Annotated in this window: 16 protein-coding genes; 5 read left to right on the top strand and 11 right to left on the bottom strand. The window is 74.3% G+C overall.

All coding sequences use genetic code 11. The features are described 5' to 3' along the window. Nucleotide 1: 1 nt before the first annotated feature. Complete coding sequence (locus ACIGXJ_RS24300; protein ID WP_399648978.1) at nt 2-1,294, bottom strand: ABC transporter substrate-binding protein; 1,293 nt, start codon at nt 1,292-1,294, stop codon at nt 2-4. After that, complete coding sequence (locus ACIGXJ_RS24305) at nt 1,263-1,844, bottom strand: hypothetical protein (protein WP_399648980.1); 582 nt, start codon at nt 1,842-1,844, stop codon at nt 1,263-1,265. The genes ACIGXJ_RS24300 and ACIGXJ_RS24305 overlap by 32 nt, the downstream gene beginning before the upstream one ends. Nucleotides 1,845-1,973: 129 nt before the next feature. Between ACIGXJ_RS24305 and ACIGXJ_RS24310 the strand changes: the two genes are divergently transcribed. Genes ACIGXJ_RS24310 through ACIGXJ_RS24320 form a run of 3 tightly spaced genes read left to right on the top strand, consistent with a single transcriptional unit; the run spans nt 1,974 to nt 6,021 of the window. Next, nucleotides 1,974-2,420 (top strand): hypothetical protein, encoded by a 447-nt coding sequence (locus ACIGXJ_RS24310; RefSeq protein WP_399648982.1) that lies wholly within the window; start codon nt 1,974-1,976, stop codon nt 2,418-2,420. Continuing rightward, nucleotides 2,420-5,314, top strand: a complete 2,895-nt coding sequence (locus ACIGXJ_RS24315; RefSeq protein ID WP_399648985.1) for an ATP-binding cassette domain-containing protein — start codon at nt 2,420-2,422, stop codon at nt 5,312-5,314. Before ACIGXJ_RS24310 ends, ACIGXJ_RS24315 begins: the two co-directional genes overlap by 1 nt. Next, the gene (locus tag ACIGXJ_RS24320; protein ID WP_399648988.1) at nt 5,311-6,021 is read left to right on the top strand and encodes an ABC transporter ATP-binding protein; all 711 of its coding nucleotides are present in this window, start codon (nt 5,311-5,313) and stop codon (nt 6,019-6,021) included. Before ACIGXJ_RS24315 ends, ACIGXJ_RS24320 begins: the two co-directional genes overlap by 4 nt. Here the strand turns inward: ACIGXJ_RS24320 and ACIGXJ_RS24325 are convergent. Both ACIGXJ_RS24325 and ACIGXJ_RS24330 read right to left on the bottom strand, forming a co-directional pair. Then, the gene (locus ACIGXJ_RS24325; RefSeq protein WP_399648990.1) at nt 5,918-6,556 is read right to left on the bottom strand and encodes a transglycosylase family protein; all 639 of its coding nucleotides are present in this window, start codon (nt 6,554-6,556) and stop codon (nt 5,918-5,920) included. The genes ACIGXJ_RS24320 and ACIGXJ_RS24325 overlap by 104 nt on opposite strands. Before the next feature lie 244 nt (nt 6,557-6,800). Beyond that, nucleotides 6,801-7,532, bottom strand: coding sequence for a transglycosylase family protein (locus ACIGXJ_RS24330; protein ID WP_399648993.1), 732 nt, complete (start codon nt 7,530-7,532; stop codon nt 6,801-6,803). 507 nt (nt 7,533-8,039) lie between these two features. On the opposite strand from ACIGXJ_RS24330, the gene ACIGXJ_RS24335 reads away from it, so the two are divergent. Further along, entirely contained in the window at nt 8,040-8,822 is a 783-nt protein-coding gene (locus ACIGXJ_RS24335) for a hypothetical protein (protein ID WP_399648995.1), read from the top strand. Between the two features lie 149 nt (nt 8,823-8,971). Then, on the top strand, nt 8,972-9,361 hold the full coding sequence (locus tag ACIGXJ_RS24340) for a hypothetical protein (RefSeq protein WP_399648998.1): 390 nt from the start codon (nt 8,972-8,974) through the stop codon (nt 9,359-9,361). A gap of 55 nt (nt 9,362-9,416) precedes the next feature. On the opposite strand, the gene der is transcribed toward ACIGXJ_RS24340, so the two are convergent. From der to ACIGXJ_RS24375, 7 genes are all read right to left on the bottom strand, one after another. Next, nucleotides 9,417-10,901: a ribosome biogenesis GTPase Der gene (gene der / locus ACIGXJ_RS24345; protein WP_399649000.1), complete on the bottom strand. Its 1,485-nt coding sequence runs from the start codon at nt 10,899-10,901 to the stop codon at nt 9,417-9,419. A 77-nt stretch (nt 10,902-10,978) separates the two neighbouring features. Beyond that, complete coding sequence (locus tag ACIGXJ_RS24350; RefSeq protein ID WP_399649002.1) at nt 10,979-11,680, bottom strand: lysophospholipid acyltransferase family protein; 702 nt, start codon at nt 11,678-11,680, stop codon at nt 10,979-10,981. Then, nucleotides 11,638-12,333, bottom strand: coding sequence for a (d)CMP kinase (gene cmk, locus ACIGXJ_RS24355; protein WP_399649004.1), 696 nt, complete (start codon nt 12,331-12,333; stop codon nt 11,638-11,640). The genes ACIGXJ_RS24350 and cmk overlap by 43 nt, the downstream gene beginning before the upstream one ends. A gap of 88 nt (nt 12,334-12,421) precedes the next feature. Next, nucleotides 12,422-13,507, bottom strand: coding sequence for a prephenate dehydrogenase (locus ACIGXJ_RS24360; protein WP_399649007.1), 1,086 nt, complete (start codon nt 13,505-13,507; stop codon nt 12,422-12,424). Further along, complete coding sequence (aroH, locus tag ACIGXJ_RS24365; protein WP_399649009.1) at nt 13,504-13,866, bottom strand: chorismate mutase; 363 nt, start codon at nt 13,864-13,866, stop codon at nt 13,504-13,506. The genes ACIGXJ_RS24360 and aroH overlap by 4 nt, the downstream gene beginning before the upstream one ends. Nucleotides 13,867-14,042: 176 nt before the next feature. Continuing rightward, on the bottom strand, nt 14,043-15,062 hold the full coding sequence (locus tag ACIGXJ_RS24370; protein ID WP_399649012.1) for an ADP-ribosylglycohydrolase family protein: 1,020 nt from the start codon (nt 15,060-15,062) through the stop codon (nt 14,043-14,045). Further along, a complete protein-coding gene (locus ACIGXJ_RS24375; RefSeq protein WP_399649127.1) occupies nt 15,059-15,778 on the bottom strand; it encodes an NUDIX hydrolase in 720 nt (239 codons plus the stop codon). The genes ACIGXJ_RS24370 and ACIGXJ_RS24375 overlap by 4 nt, the downstream gene beginning before the upstream one ends. Between the last annotated feature and the right edge of the window lie 48 nt (nt 15,779-15,826).

A 15,826-nucleotide genomic window follows, 5' to 3' on the forward strand; every position in this document is an offset into this window, starting at 1 on the left:
ATCAGGGCTCGTACGGCAGTTGGGGCACCTCGAAACAGGTGCGGTCCATGTCCCCCTGGGACACCCAGCCCTCGCCGTCCCGCCAGCGCGCGACCGACAGACAGGTCCGCCGCGTCCTCGGCGGCTCGGCCTGCCGCTCGTACGACACCGGCAGCAGCAGCCCGCCCGCGGTGTACCCCCGGGTGCGCTGCATGAAGGCGTCCACGCACGCGCGCGTGATGCCGCTCGGCGCGCACGACCGGGCCGCGTCGGTGAACCACTTCGCGGCGGCCCAGCCCTCCAGCTGCCACTGGGAACGCGTGCCGAAGCCCTCGGTGGCCTCACGGAACTCCCGTACGGCCCGGTGGGAGGTGTCCTCGAAGTTGCGGCTGGACCCGGTCGCCCAGAGGGCGTTGCGGCAGCGCGGCGCGTCCTTGTAGTCCTCGGCGACGGTGGAGGTCCAGTTCTGGACGTTGGTGACCTTGGCGGTGATCCGGGCGCCGACGTCGTCCAGGGCCGCGCACAGGCGGGCGTTGCCGTGGCTGTCGATGGCGTCGAAGACGAGGTCGGCGCCCTGCTCCTTCAGATCGGCGGCCACGGCCGCGAAGTTGGGCAGCGCGAAGTCGACCTGCTCGGTGACGACCTTGTAGCCCTCGGCCCTCAGGCCCCGTTCGACGAGCCGGGCGTAGGCGGCGGAGGATGCCTGGTTGTAGGAGACGACGGCGGCGGTGCGGGCGCCGTGCTCACGCTTGAAGTAGCGGTACACCTCGGTGCCGCCGTACAGCGTGCCGCCCCAGCCGGGGGTGCCGTCGCGGGGCGCGAGGCTGCCGTAGATGCCGTACAGGTGCGGCCAGGTGTCGTAGGCGGCGCCGATGGGCTGGCCGCCGATGTCGGGCACGCGCGCGTGGGAGACGCGGGAGGCGCCGGCGTAGTCGAGGGCGGTGGTGGCGACCAGGGCGACGACCCGGTCCTCGTCGACGAGCCGGTGCACGCACTCGTTGTTGCCGACGCCGCTGCCGCCGTCGTCGCACTCCCGCACCTCGACACGCCGGCCGTCGATGCCACCGTGCGCGTCGAGCCGGTCGAACCAGGCTTTGGCGCCGTCGCGCGGGCCGGTGAACGCGGTGCCGCCGACGGGGCTGGTGGCGCTGGTGATGATCCCGACCCGGATCGGGGCCGCGGCCTGGGTGGAGGTGCCCCGGTCGCGGTGCTCGAAGTCGCTCTCCGGCAGCCGGCTGCCGCAGGCCGCGGCCAGGAGCGCCAGCAGCGCCGCGGCGGCGGCCTCAGCAGCCCGGGATCGGCGACTGGGAGGCACTGCCGGTCCGGCTCAGCTGCACCAGCGCGCACAGGGTCCTGACGGAGACCTTCCAGGTGCCGTCCTGCTCGATCGCCGTGCCGGAGGCGTTCGGCAGCGCGGTCCGGCCCGAGAGGGTGAGGGTGTACGTCACGTCGGCGCCTGTCGGCGAGGTGAAGACGACCTTCTCGACCTGCGCGCCGACCTGGCCGCCGCGTTCGTCCCCGTTGAACGCCTGGAGCACCGGGGCCATCCGCTCGCCGTTCTCCAGGACCGCCTGCTTGTCCTTCAGGGAGGTCTCCGGGTCGAAGAACTTCTGCCAGTTCGCCCTGATCTCGGCCTCGGCCGCCTGCGGGTCGGACGGGCGGGGCCGGGCCTCGGGCTCGCTGACCGTGGGGAGCACGGTCGGGGTGTCGAGCGTCGGCACGGGGGTCGCGCTCCGGCCGCCGCCGCCCTCGTCGTCGCTGCACGCGGTGAGGGCCGGGGCCAGGAACAGCAGCAGCGCGGCCGCCACCGCCGTGCCCCGCCGCGTCATGTCGCGCCGCCTGATGAGGTCGCTCCCGCTAACCATCTGGCTCACCACCGGGTGTCGGTCCGGGCGTGCGCGCCCGGTCCTTTCAGGGTCAGCTGGCAGAAGGCATAGTGCAAGCCATTGGCCGCCTTGGGCAGATCGCCGGCGCAGGACGTGTGGAGGCCGAGGATGAGGACGTCACGAGCGGGGACCTCGCACACCGTCCTGTGGGCCGGCTGGGCCGCCCTCGCGGCGGGGGCGGTGCTGTGCGTCATCGGCTGGTACGGCGTCTCCGGCGAGCGGTTCGCCGAACGCCAGCTGCCCTATCTCGCGTCCTGCACCGTTCCGGGAGCCGCCCTGATCGTCGCGGCCGCCGTGCTGCTGGCCCACGGCCGGGACGCGACCGCGGCCGCGCGCGTGGAGGAGCTGTACGCGCTGCTGGTGGCGGCCGAACCGCCGCGGGAGGAAGCGGAAGGGGAACGGCCGGTCGCGGGCGAACTGGTGGCGGTCCCCGGCGGCACCCTGTTCCACCGCGCGGACTGCCCGCTGGTGGCGGGCAAGGCGGAGGCGGGGCCGGTGGACGAGCACGGCCGCGCCGGCCTCGACCCGTGCCCCGTGTGCGCGCCGGACGTCTGATGTCCTCGCTCACCTACGACCTCACCCTGGCCGGTCTGTCCGTCGGCGGCGCGGCCGCGCTCACCGGGATCGGGCTGGTGGTGACGTACCGCGCGACGGGCGTGCTGAACCTCGCGCACGGGGCGATCGCGATGGTTTGCGCGTACGCGCTGCGCTCCTGCGTGGTCGACCGGGGCTGGCCGCTGTGGCCGAGTGCGGCGATGGTGCTGCTGGTCCTGGCGCCGGGCACCGGGGCGGTCCTGGAACGGTTCGTCTTCCGCCCCCTGTCGGTCCGTGGGAGCGGCCCGGCGCAGACCCTGGTGGCGTCGCTCGGCGTGTTCGTGCTGCTGGTGGGCGGGGCGGCGCTGCTGTGGGGGCCGGGCGCGCGGGACGACGCGCCCGAGCTGCTGCCGGCCGATCCGTGGGGGCAGCTGGCGGTCGTGGTCGTGCTCGCGGCGGGCGTGGCGGCGGTGATCCGCTGGACGCGGTTCGGGCGGGAGCTGCGCGCGGTCGTGGACGACCGGGGGCTCGCCGTCCTCGCCGGCCTCGACGCCGACCGGGTCGCGGCGGCGGGCTGGGCGTTCGGGTCGTTCACCGCGGGCCTGACGGGCGTCCTGCTCGCGCCGTACGTCCGCCTCGACCCGTACGGTCTGCCGCTGCTGGTGATGGAGGTGGTGGCGGTCGCGGTGGCCGCGCGGATGCGGAGCCTGGCGGTGGCGGTGGTGGTGGCGCTGGGTGTGGGGGTGGCGCAGAGCCAGCTGACCCGGCTGCATCCCTCCGGCTGGGGCGAACCGCTGCTCCAGGCGGTCGGTGCCAACCTGTTCGTGGTGGCGCTGCTGGTCGCGGCGCTGGTCCTGCCCGGGGTCGGCTCGCGGGACGCGCTGCCTCGCCCGGCGGCCGCCCGGGTCACCGCCCCGCCGGGCGCCCGGCCGGTGGCCGTCGTGCTGTTCCTGCTGCCGCTGGGCTTCGCCGGCTCGGACCTGCACACCTCGGTGCAGGTGCCGGCGCTCGCGGTGGTGCTGCTGTCGCTGGTGGTGGTGACCGGCCGCGGCGGCCAGATCTCCCTGGGCCAGGCGGCGTACGCGGGGCTCGGCGCGCTGTTCACGGCGCTGCTCGCGGCAGGGCGCTTCCCGGGCCTGCCGCGGCTGCCGGAGCTGGCGGCCCTGGCCGCGGCGGTGCTCCTGGTCGCGCCGCTGGGCCTGCTGACCGGCTGGCCCGCGATCGGCCGCCGGGGCCTCGCGCTGGCGCTGGCCACCTTCGCGGTCGGTGTCGCGGTGAGCCGATTCGTCTTCGCCCAGCCGTACGCCACCCACGGGCTGTCCCTGGCCCGCCCTGCCGGCTTCGAGGGGGACCGCGCGTACTACGTCCTGGAGCTGGTGCTGCTCGCGGCCGCACTGCTGTCGGTGCACGCCCTGCGCAGGGGCCGCACGGGCCGGGCACTGGCGGCCATGCGCGACCACGAGGCGGGCGCCCAGGCGGCGGGCGTGCGCGTCCCGTCCCTGAAACTGCGGGCCTTCGTCGCGGGAGCCGCCCTGGCGGCCCTGGGCGGCGGCCTGCTGGGCATGGGCCTGCGCGCCTTCGACCCCGGCGCCTACGACCCCGTCCGCGGCCTGCTGTGGTTCGCCGCGGTCGTCGTCCTCGGCGCCGACAGCACCCTCGGCGCCCTCGCCGCCGCAGCGCTCCTCGTCGGCCTGGACGCCGGCACCCGCGGCGGCGTGGCGGCGGCCCTGATCGGCGTCCTCGCGGTACTGGTGGGCCGCTTCCCGGGAGGCGTGCCCGAGGCACTGCGCACGGCGGTCGAGGGCGTACGGCGGAGGCGGACACCGCGGCTCACACCCCGGGGGCGCGAGCTGCGCGCGAGACTCCGGGCGGGGGCCGGGGGCGGGGTCGCGGCCCCGGCACCGGCGGGGGCGGGGTTCGCGGCCCCGGCACGCGGTGCGTCCGGCGGGGGCACCGCGCCCGCCGAAGACGCGGCACACGGACCGTCCGACGCCGCCGGGCCCTTCGGAGACACGGCGCCAGGACCCTCCGGCGCCGCCACCGGACCCACCCGGGGCACGGCACGCGGCAGGCCGCGCGAAGACGCCGCGCCGCAGGCCGCGGGCCCGGCTCACCGCGCATCCGCCCCGCTCAGCCCGCGAGCCCGCCGTCGGCCCGGCCTCGGCCCCGACGTCACCCGCCTCCCGCAGGGGCCGCCCGGCGACGACAGCCGCACGGGTGGTGCGGGTCGGCAGCCGGTCCTGGCCGCCCACGGCCTGCACGCGCGCTACGGCGGGTTCACCGCGCTCGACGGCGTCGGCCTGACCGTGTCCGCCGGGCAGGTCAGCGCCGTCGTGGGCCCCAACGGGGCGGGCAAGAGCACCCTGTTCCACTGCCTGGCCGGCACGCTGCGCCCCAGCCGGGGCCGTGTCCTGCTGGACGGCCGGGACATCACCGGCCTCCCCCCGCACGCCCGCGCCCGCCTCGGCCTGGCCCGCGGCTTCCAACAGCTCGCGGTGTTCCCGTCCCTGACGGTCCGCGAGAACGTCCAGGTGGGCGCCGAGCACGGCCGGGGAAGCACGGACACGACCGACCGGGCCCTCGGACTCTTCGGACTCGGCCCGCTGCGCGACCTGACCGCCGCGGACCTCCCCACCGGCACCCTCAGACGGGTCGAACTCGCCCGCGCCTACGCCGGCGATCCCCGGGTCCTCCTGCTCGACGAACCCGCCGCCGGCCTCGACACCGCCGAGGTCACCGCGCTGACCCGGGTGCTCGCGGCCCTGGCCGCCGACGGCACCGCCCTGCTCGTCGTGGAGCACGACCTCGGACTGGTCGCAGGTCTCGCCGACGTGGTGCACGTCATGGCGGCCGGCCGGATCGTCGCCACCGGCCCGCCGGACAGCGTCCTGCACGCGCGCGAGGTGGGCGCATGAGCCTCGCCCTGCGGCACGCACGCGTGCGCTACGGCCCCCTGGAGGCCCTGCACGGCGTCACCCTGACCGCCCCCTCCCCCGGCCTGACCGTGCTGCTCGGCCGCAACGGCTCGGGCCGTACGACGGTGCTGCGGGCGCTGGCCGGAACCGTGCCCCTGTCCGGCGGGGCGGTCGAGTGGGACGGCGTCGACGTGACCCGGCTGCCCGCACACCGGCGGGCACGCCGCGGACTGCGGCTCGTCCCCGAACGGCAGGCCGTGTTCAACTCCCTGACGGTACGGGAGAACCTGGACATCGCCTCCCCCGCGCACCAGCCCGCCCTCGATGCCTACCCGCAGCTCGCCCCGCTCCTCGACCGGCGCGCGGGCACGCTGTCCGGTGGTGAGCAGCGGATGCTCGCCGTCGCCCGCGCCCTGCTGTCCCGTCCGCGGGTGCTGCTGGTCGACGAGCCCGCGCAGGGCATGGCGCCGCCGGTCGCCGCCCGTACGTACGAGCTGCTGGCGGGGCTCGACGCGTGCGTGGTCGTGGCCGAGCAGCGGCTGCCGCCGGTGTTGCGCGGCCGGACGGTGTTCGTGCACGAACTGCGCCGGGGCGCGGTCGTGTTCAGCGGCGAGGCGTCCGAGTGGGAGCTGCGGGCAGCGGCGGACCGAACACCGCCGGGCCACGACCGTCCTGGTCCTGCGTCCGGGCCGAGTCGTCGGGGATGACCAGCAGCATGCCGATGCGCAGCAGGTCCGGTCGTTGGCCCAGCACTTCCTCGTTGGCCGCGTACAGGCCCTGCCAGCCGTCCTTGACGCCGTACTTGCGGGCGATCGAGGCGAGCGTGTCGCCGGCCGCCACGGTGTGCATCCGGCCGGTCAGCCCGTAGCGCCGGGAGCACACCGGCCAGGCCTGCCAGCCCTGTGTGGCCAGTACCTCGCGGGCCACCGCGATCTGCTCGGCGCGGGTCGCGAGGTCCGCGCGGGGCGCGTACTCCAGGCCGCCGAAGTCCACCCAGGTGGCCTGCCCGAACTGCAGCCCGCCGTAGAAGCCGTTGCCGGTGTCGGCGTGCCAGCGCCCGCCGCTCTCGCACTCGGCGATGCACCCCCAGGGCCACTCGTCCTCGGCGCAGGCGTACGGCACGCGGGTGGTGACGGCCGCGGGCGCGGGCGGCAGGGGCGCGGCGGGCGCGCCCGCGGAGGTGACTGCGGTCAGGAGCGCCGCGCCGAGGGCGGCGAGTGTGACACGGCGTGGGACGGACATCCGGCCACGCTAGGCAGCGGACCTCGCCCGGCCCTTCCCGCCACGCCCGCCGGGCCAGGGGCCCCACCCGGTCGGCGGACCGGGCGGGGCCTCGAATGCGGGACGTGCGGGTCGTACGGGTCTTACGTCGTACGTGTCACGGGTAGTACGGGTCCTACGTCGTACGGGTCTTACGTCGTACGGGTCTTACGTCGTACGGGTCACGGGTCGTACGGGTCGTACGGGTCGTACGGGGATGCGCGGCTCAGACGTCCAGTCGCAGGCCGGGCACGATCAGATCGGGGTCGCCGCCGATGACGGCCTTGTTGGCGGCGTACAGCGCCTGCCAGCTGGTGCCGTTCCGGGCGGCGATGGCGCTGAGCGTGTCGCCCCGGCGGACGGTGTAGTCCCCGCGGGAGGCGTTCCGGTCGGTGTGCCCGAAGGCGCGGGCGGGCGCGGCGGGAGCCGCCTTCGCGGTGCCGGAGCCGCTCGAAGCGCCCGGGCCGCTCCGGGGGCCGCGGTCGCTCCCGGCGCTCCCGGCGCTCCCGGCGCTCCCGGTGCTCTCGGTGCTCTGGGGGTTCGACGCCCCTCCGGTCGCCGGGGCCGCCGGTGCGCCGCCGTACGCGCCGGCCCGGGCCGAGCACGTCGGCCAGGCGCCCCAGCCCTGCGACTGCTGCACCTTGGTGGCCACGGCGATCTGCTGCTCGCGGCTGGCCCCGTCCGCGGTCGGGGCGTAGGCGGTGCCGCCGTACGCGCGCCAGGTGCCGGCGGAGAACTGGAGCCCGCCGTAGTAGCCGTTCCCGGTGTTGATGTGCCAGTTTCCGCCGCTCTCGCACTGGGCGATGCGGTCCCACACGCCACTGTCCGCCGCGTGGGCGCCGCCGCTCGCGGCCAGCAGGCCGAGCGGTGCCAGCAGGGCCGCCCCGGCGAGAGCCGCGGTCGTACGCGCCTTACGGGAGGAGGTGTCGTGCGTGGTGGTATCGGCACATTCGGACATGAGCATCCCTCTCTACGGACCCGGGGTCCCCCGGAGCGGGGCACGGTCCCGCGCGTCGGCGCGTTCCGCGTGCTCCGCCCCCTCCGCCGGTGGGGTCGGTCTTCGAGCTGTGGTGGTGCGGCCGGCGGACGTACCCGAGCGGTGCTCGTTGCACACGGCCGATGAATGTACGGAGCGTGGCGAGTGCACATCAACCAACTGCCCGTCGATCCAGGCCAGTTCAGGGTTACCGCCGGTATCAACTTCTGTGCATGACCCGCTCGATCCGTGGATATCCCGATTTGTCGACCGACCGGAAATGACAGTCTGTGACCCACCTCACCCGGCCAAGTTCCTTTGACTTCCGATTACTTGACAATGAGTGGCCGATTCCGTGCCACATGTGACCCTGCGCGTCGGATGATGCGATTCCGTTCGTGCAGCAGCGTGACTCCCGCCACAGCTGGCCCGTTGTGTCCTTCATGAGGCCGCCCGGTCTCATCCCACCGCATCTCTAGGGAGCCACCCGTGCCGCGCATGCTCGACCTCAGCGACGAGGTACGCGCCGAGATCGGCGACGAAGAAGCAGACCGGCTGCTCGCCGGAGACAACGCCCCCGGCAGTTACGACTGCACGTCCTGCCGCACCCCGGGCGACTCCGAGCACGAGCGCACCAGCACCGTCCTGTTCGTCGGGGACGAGACCGCCGTCCTCGCCTTCGCCCACGCCAGCTGTCTGCCCTCGCAGGTCGTCCAGGTCACCGAGGAGCAGCTGCGCGGTGCCGTGCGGTCGATCAGCGGCGACACCGTCAACCTGGAGCCCGAGAAGGTCGTGCCCGAGCAGGCCGTGCTCGGGGTGACCAGCGGACTCGTCCTGATCTCCGGGGAGTTGCACCCCGCGCTGGTGGTCGAGCCGACCGGACCGATCGTACGGCCCGGTTCCACCGGGCTCGGGGACGACTTCCTGCCGCTGCTCATCGAGCAGGGGTTCATGCCGGTCACCGAGCTGTCGACGGCGCCGCCGGTGCAGCACGGCTGGTCGGTGCTGCTGGCGATGGGGCAGCTGCACGCGGTGCTGCAGCCGGGGCCGAACGGCGGGCAGCCGGTCGCCTGGTGGCAGGCGCACCAGCCGCTCCAGGTCACCGAGGGCTGGCGGGCGGCGGCCAACAAGCACCAGCAGGTGCTGATGTTCGCCGCGCCGGTGGGGTCGATCGGGCGGCAGCCGCGGGAGGATCTTCTGCGGGACGCGCTCGACAAGGCCGCGGCGAACGGGAAGTTGGTGGGGGCGGCGCTGCCTCTGGCGGGGACGTGAGTCTCGCCCACCGAGGTGGTGCCTCATGTCGTCGGCGGCTGCGGGTGGTCACGGCCGGCCGCGCCCACGTGGCGGAGCCGCACATCGGCACAGCCCCGTGCCCCTTCCAGGGGCGCATCCCCTGAGGGTGTCCCGTCGTTTGGAGTTACGTGCACTCATACGACGTCCCCCGCCGCCAGGTTCCTCCGCCGATCCCGTCTGCCCGGTCGGCCCATGAACCGCAGGGCGGTCCATCGGCCACGCCGATCTACGACAAGCTGTACGCCGAGTACGTCAGGACGTTCCGCTCCCTGCCGGGTGACCGCAGCGGGGAGGAGGAGCTGGGCTTCACGGCGTTCGGCAGTCGGCACCCGGGGACGTACGGCAGCGGGTCGTACGGCAGCTCGTACAGCGCCTACAGCGCGGGAGCGAGCAGCGCGCGCGGCGGGACGGGGCAGCAGCAGTCCCCGTCGCAGTGGCAGCGGGTCGGTCAGCTCGGACAGCACGGCACGATGACACATGTGCCGGCCGGACTGCCGCCCAGGACGCGCGGCATCTGACGCACACGACGTGCGGACGGGAGAAGGGGCGGCCCGCTCGGGCCGCCCCTTCTCGTCACTTCTTCTTCTGGCCGCGCTTCTCGCGCACCCGCACCGAGATGTGGATGGGGGTGCCCTCGAAGCCGAACTCCTCGCGCAGCCGGCGCTCGATGAAGCGGCGGTAGCCGGCCTCGATGAAGCCGGAGGCGAAGAGGACGAACCGCGGCGGCTTGGTGCCGGCCTGGGTGCCGAAGAGGATGCGCGGCTGCTTGCCGCCCCGGATCGGATGCGGGTGGGCGGCTACCAGCTCACCGAGGAAGGCGTTCAGACGGCCGGTCGGGACACGCGTCTCCCAGCCCGCGAGGGCCGTCTCGATCGCCGGGACCAGCTTCTCCATGTGCCGGCCGGTGCGCGCCGAGACGTTCACCCGGGGCGCCCAGGCGATCTGGCCGAGCTCCGTCTCGATCTCCCGCTCCAGGTAGTAGCGGCGCTCCTCGTCGAGGGTGTCCCACTTGTTGAAGGCCAGCACGATCGCGCGCCCGGCCTCCACGGCCATCGTCACGATGCGCTGGTCCTGCACCGAGATGGACTCGGAGGCGTCGATCAGGATGACCGCCACCTCGGCCTTCTCGACGGCGGCCGCGGTGCGCAGCGAGGCGTAGTAGTCGGCGCCCTGCTGGAGGTGGACCCGCTTGCGGATACCGGCCGTGTCGACGAACTTCCAGGTGACGCCGCCGAGTTCGATCAGCTCGTCGACCGGGTCACGGGTGGTGCCCGCGAGCTCGTTGACGACGACGCGCTCCTCGCCCGCCACCTTGTTCAGCAGCGAGGACTTGCCGACGTTCGGGCGGCCGATCAGGGCGATGCGGCGCGGGCCGCCGACCCCGGCGCCGCCGAAGCCGGCCTCGGGCGCCTCGGGCAGGGCCTCCAGGACGGCGTCCAGCATGTCGCCGGTGCCGCGGCCGTGCAGCGCGGAGACGGGGTGGGGCTCACCCAGGCCCAGCGACCAGAGGTAGGAGGCGTCGGCCTCACCGCTCGGGCCGTCGACCTTGTTGGCGCACAGCACCACGGGCTTGCCGGCCTTGCGCAGCAGCCGTACGACCGCCTCGTCGGTGTCGGTGGCGCCGACCTTGGCGTCGACGACGAACACGACCGCGTCGGCCGCGTCGATCGCGAACTCGGCCTGCGCGGCCACGGAGGCGTCGATGCCGGCGACGTCCTGCTCCCAGCCGCCGGTGTCGACGACCTTGAAGCGGCGGCCCGCCCACTCGGCCTCGTAGGTCACGCGGTCACGGGTGACGCCCGGCTTGTCCTCGACGACGGCCTCGCGGCGGCCGATGATGCGGTTCACCAGGGTCGACTTGCCGACATTGGGGCGGCCGACGACGGCGAGCACCGGCAGCGGGCCGTGCCCGGCCGCCTCGATGGCACCCTCGACGTCCTCGAGGTCGAAGCCCTCTTCCGCGGCGAGCTCCATGAACTCCGCGTACTCGGCGTCGCCGAGCGCCCCGTGGTCGTGCTCGAAGTGGTCCGAGCCGCCGGGCTGGATCTGGTCGTTCATGAAGTCCGTACCTCGTCGTTCATCGTGGTGATCGGTGGATTGCCCCGGTTTGGAGGTGATCCACTACTCAGTGTCGCTCAGCGCCCGGTCAGGCGCCTGGCGTTTTCCAGGTGGAGGGTGAGCTGCTTCTGGATGCGTTCGGTCGCCTCGTCCAGCGCCGTGCGCGTCCGCCGCCCCGAACCGTCGCCCGCCTCGAACGGGTCGCCGAAGACGACGTCGATGCGGCTGCGCAGCGGGGGCAGCCCCTTTATCAACCGTCCGCGGCGCTCGGAGCTTCCCAGCACGGCGACCGGGACGATCGGCGCCCCGCTGCGGACCGCGAAGTAGGCGAGCCCGGCGCGCAGCGAGGCGAAGTCGCCCTCGCCGCGTGTGCCCTCGGGGAAGATCCCGAGGACGCCGCCGCTCTCCAGCACGCCCAGCGCCCGGCCGATCGCCGTGCGGTCGGCGCCCGAGCGGTCGACCTTCAGCTGGCCGATGCCGGTCAGGAAGGGGTCGAGGGGCCCGACGAACGCCTCTTTCTTGATCAGGAAGTGCGTCGGCCGGGGCGCCACGCCCATGACCATCGGGCCGTCGACGTTGTGGGAGTGGTTGATCGCGAAGATCACCGGCCCGGTCGCGGGCACCTTCCAGGAGCCCAGCACCCTCGGCCTGAACAGCCCGTACATCAGGCCGACGCCGATCCGGCGCCCGACCTCCGCGCCCCGCTCCGACGGCAGGCCCTCCTGCGAAGGGAGACTCACTTGCCGGCCCGCTTCTCCTCGACGAGGGTGACGACACACTCGATGACCTGCTGAAGGGTGAGGTCGGTGGTGTCCACCTCGACCGCGTCGTCCGCCTTGGCGAGCGGCGAGGTCTTGCGGCTGGAGTCGGCCGCGTCCCGCTTGAGCAGCGCCTCGCGGGTGGAGTGCACGTCGGCACCCTTGAGCTCACCGCTGCGGCGGGCGGCGCGGGCCTCGGGCGAGGCGGTCAGGAAGATCTTGAGGTCGGCGTCGGGCAGCACGGTCGTGCCGATGTCCCGGCCCTCGACGACGATGCCCCGCTCCGCGGACGCGGCGATGGAGCGCTGCAGCTCGGTGATCCGGGCGCGCACCTCGGGCACCGCGCTGACCGCGCTGACCTGGGAGGTGACCTCCTGGGTGCGGATCGGCCCGGAGACGTCGACGCCGTCGACGGTGATCGTCGGGGCCGACGGGTCGGTGCCCGAGATTATCTCCGGCTTGCCCGCGACCGCGGCGATCGCGGTCGGGTCGTCGATGTCGATGCCGTTGCTCACCATCCACCAGGTGATCGCCCGGTACTGGGCGCCGGTGTCCAGGTAGCTCAGGCCGAGCTGCGCGGCGACGGCCTTGGAGGTGCTCGACTTGCCCGTGCCGGAGGGACCGTCGATGGCGACGATCACGGGCGGCACAGTCGGGGCGGCGCCGTTTTCCACGGAGGGACACCTTCCTGGTGCGGTGTGGCGGTGGGGTGCGGGACGCGAGGGCGCCCCGCACAAGGTTACCGGCCCCGGCGCAGGGTCCTTACTGCCGGACCGACCAGCCCCGCTCGCGCAGCGCCGCCGTGAGCACCGGCACCGCCTTCGGCTCCACCACGAGCTGCACCAGGCCGGCCTGCTGCCCGGTGGCGTGCTCGATGCGCACGTCCTCGATGTTGACCCCGGCCCGCCCGGCGTCGGCGAAGATCCGGGCCAGCTGCCCGGGCTGGTCGTCGATGAGCACCACCACGGTCTCGTAGACCCGCGGGGCCGAGCCGTGCTTGCCGGGGACCCGGACCTGCCCGGCGTTGCCGCGCCGCAGCACGTCCTCGATGCCGGCCACGCCCGCGCGCCGCTTGTCCTCGTCGGAGGACTGCAGGGCCCGCAGCGCCCGCACCGTCTCGTCGAGGTCGGCGGACACGTCCGCGAGCAGGTCGGCGACCGGCCCGGGGTTCGCGGAGAGGATGTCGATCCACATCCGCGGGTCGGAGGCGGCGATCCGCGTCACATCGCGGATGCCCTGCCCGCACAGCCGTACGGCGGACTCCTCGGCGTTCTCCAGCCGGGCCGCGACCAGGCTGGACACCAGGTGCGGCATGTGCGAGACCAGGGCGACGGCACGGTCGTGGGCGTCGGCGTCCATGACGACCGGCACGGCACGGCAGTGCGAGACCAGCTCCAGCGCGAGGTTCAGCACCTCGGTGTCGGTGTCCCGGGTCGGGGTCAGCACCCAGGGGCGGCCCTCGAACAGGTCGCCGGTGGCGGCCAGCGGCCCGGACTTCTCCCGGCCGGACATGGGGTGGGTGCCGATGTACGTGGTGAGGTCCAGGCCGAGCGCCTCCAGCTCGCGGCGCGGCCCGCCCTTGACGCTGGCCACGTCCAGGTAGCCGCGGGCCACGCCCCGCCGGATGGCGTCGGCGAGGACCCCGGCGACATGGGCGGGCGGGGCGGCGACGATCGCGAGGTCGACGGGCCCCTCGGGTGCCTCGTCGGTGCCGGCGCCGAGCGCGGCGGCGGTGCGGGCCTGCTCGGGGTCGTGGTCGGCGAGGTGCACGACGACACCGCGCTGGGCGAGGGCCAGGGCGGCCGAGGTGCCGATCAGCCCGGTTCCGATGACGAGTGCGGTCCTCACTGGGCGATGTCCTTGCGCAGGGCGGCCGCCGCACCGAGGTAGACGTGTGCGATGTCGGCACGGGGCTTGTCGGATTCGATGTGCGCGAGCAGGCGGACGACCCGGGGCATGGCGCCCTCGATGTCGAGCTCCTGCGCGCAGATCAGCGGCACGTCGACGATGCCCAGCTTGCGGGCGGCGACGGCCGGGAAGTCGCTGTGCAGGTCGGGCGTGGCCGTGAACCAGATGCTGATCAGGTCGTCGGCGGTCAGCCCGTTGCGCTCCAGGACGGCCGTGAGCAGCGCGGTGACCTGCTCCGCCATGTGTCCGGCCTCGTCCCGCTCCAACTGCACGGCCCCGCGGACCGCTCGTACCGCCACGGCACTGCTCCTTGCTGCTGTACGGCTGTTCTGCCCGACCAGCCTAGTCAGCCCGCACGGGGTCGATCACCGGCGCCCGCACGCTGAGACGCGTCACGGCGGCCGCCGCCGGATCAGCTCCTCCGGCGAGGCCCACTGTCACCCGGGTACCCGCCCTCCGCCACCGGACCGGCCGGTCACTCGTCCCACAGCGCCCCGAGCGCCACCAGCTCCCCGTGGTACTCGATCCGGTCCGCCCACGCATCGGGCCAGGCCTTCGCCCCGTGGTACGCCCCCGCGAAGGCGCCCGCCAGGCAGGCGATGGAGTCGGAGTCGCCGGAGGAGCAGGCGGCCCGGCGCAGCGCGGTGAGCGGCTCGTCGACGAAGAGCAGGAAGCACAGCAGCCCGCTCGCCAGCGCCTCCTCCGCGAGCCAGCCCTCCCCGGTGGCCAGGCACGGGTCGGTCTCCGGCGAGGGCCGGCGCAGCGCCTCCCGGAGCCGCTCCAGGACGACGAGGCAGTCGTCCCAGCCGCGCGCGATGAAGTGCTCGGGGCCGGGGTCCTGCGACCGGGTCCACAGGTCGCCGAGCCAGGTGTGGTGGTACCGGGTGCGGTTGTCCAGCGCGTACGACCGCAGCAGCCCGACCAGGCCGGTCGGCTCGGCTCCCTGCGCGAGGAGCCGTACGGCGTGTGCGGTGAGGTCGGACGCGGCGAGCGCGGTCGGGTGCCCATGGGTGAGGGCCGCCTGGAGCTGGGCGGCGCCCGCGCGCTGCTCGTCGCTGAGGCCGGGGGCGAGCCCGAGGGGCGCGACCCGCATGTTGGCGCCGCAGCCCTTGGAGTGGATCTGGCTGGCGTCCTGCCAGGCCCGGCCCTCCTCCTTGAGCAGACCGCACGCGACGAGGCAGGTGTTGCCCGGCGCCCGGTTGTTCTCCGGCGACTCGTACCAGTCCACGAACTCCTCGCGCACCGGCCGCTCCAGCCGCTTGGGCGCGAGGTGCCCGCGGTCCATGGCGGTGCGCAGGCCACGGCCGAGGGCGAGGGTCATCTGGGTGTCGTCGGTGACGAACGCGGGGGTCGGCAGCTCCATCTCCCGCCAGGGTCCGCACTTGGCGAGGATCGAGGGGACGTCGTTGAACTCGGTGGGGAACCCGAGCGCGTCCCCGAGCGCGAGCCCCAGCAGGGCTCCGGTCGCGGCGTGCTTCCTTGCGAAGGCGGTCATGCGGGACGTCCTTCCCGGGTCGGTCGGAGCAGGGGCGGATGCAGCGTGGTCGCGGTGCCCGCGCGGTAGAGGGCGGCCGGTTTCCCCCGCCCTCCGGTCAGCCGGGCGCCACCCGGCACCGGCTCGACGAAGCCGGGCGTGGCGAGCACCTTGCGGCGGAAGTTGGGCCGGTCCAGCGGGACGCCCCAGACGGTCTCGTAGACCTGCTGGAGCTCGCCGAGGGTGAACTCGGGCGGGCAGAAGGCGGTCGCGAGGCAGGTGTGTTCGAGCTGGGCGCCCACCTGCGCGTGGGCGTCGGCCAGGATGCGGTCGTGGTCGAAGGCGAGCGGCCCCGCGGTGCGGTGGGGCACCCAGCGGGCCTGCGCCGCGTCCCCGCCGCCGCGCGGCTCGGGGGCGTCGGGCAGCAGCGCGGTGAAGGCGACCGACACCACCCGCATACGGGGGTCGCGGTCCGGTTCGCTGTAGGTGCGCAGCTGCTCCAGGTGCAGCCCGGAGAGGTCCGCGAGCCCGGTCTCCTCGGCGAGCTCGCGCCTGGCCGCGGTCTCGGCGGACTCCTCGGGCAGCAGAAAGCCGCCGGGCAGCGCCCAGCGGCCGGCGTACGGCTCCTGTCCGCGCTCGACGAGCAGCACGTGCAGGGCGCCGTCGCGGAGGGTCAGGACCGCGAGGTCGACGGTCACGGCGAAGGGTTCGTGGGCGTGCTTGTCGTAGCCGTCCATGCCCATGACGACGCCCACCCCCTTTAATAGTCATCACGACTATAAAAG

The organism is Streptomyces sp. NPDC053367, from assembly GCF_044545925.1.
Taxonomy (GTDB): Bacteria; Actinomycetota; Actinomycetes; order Streptomycetales; family Streptomycetaceae; genus Streptomyces.

Coding starts and splice junctions, on each gene's coding strand:
- ACIGXJ_RS24305 (WP_399648980.1), bottom strand. CDS start 1,844: ATGGTTAGCGGGAGCGACCTCATCAGGCGGCGCGACATGACGCGGCGG.
- ACIGXJ_RS24310 (WP_399648982.1), top strand. CDS start 1,974: ATGAGGACGTCACGAGCGGGGACCTCGCACACCGTCCTGTGGGCCGGC.
- ACIGXJ_RS24315 (WP_399648985.1), top strand. CDS start 2,420: ATGTCCTCGCTCACCTACGACCTCACCCTGGCCGGTCTGTCCGTCGGC.
- ACIGXJ_RS24320 (WP_399648988.1), top strand. CDS start 5,311: ATGAGCCTCGCCCTGCGGCACGCACGCGTGCGCTACGGCCCCCTGGAG.
- ACIGXJ_RS24325 (WP_399648990.1), bottom strand. CDS start 6,556: ATGTCCGTCCCACGCCGTGTCACACTCGCCGCCCTCGGCGCGGCGCTC.
- ACIGXJ_RS24330 (WP_399648993.1), bottom strand. CDS start 7,532: ATGTCCGAATGTGCCGATACCACCACGCACGACACCTCCTCCCGTAAG.
- der (WP_399649000.1), bottom strand. CDS start 10,901: ATGAACGACCAGATCCAGCCCGGCGGCTCGGACCACTTCGAGCACGAC.
- ACIGXJ_RS24370 (WP_399649012.1), bottom strand. CDS start 15,062: ATGACCGCCTTCGCAAGGAAGCACGCCGCGACCGGAGCCCTGCTGGGG.
- ACIGXJ_RS24375 (WP_399649127.1), bottom strand. CDS start 15,778: ATGGACGGCTACGACAAGCACGCCCACGAACCCTTCGCCGTGACCGTC.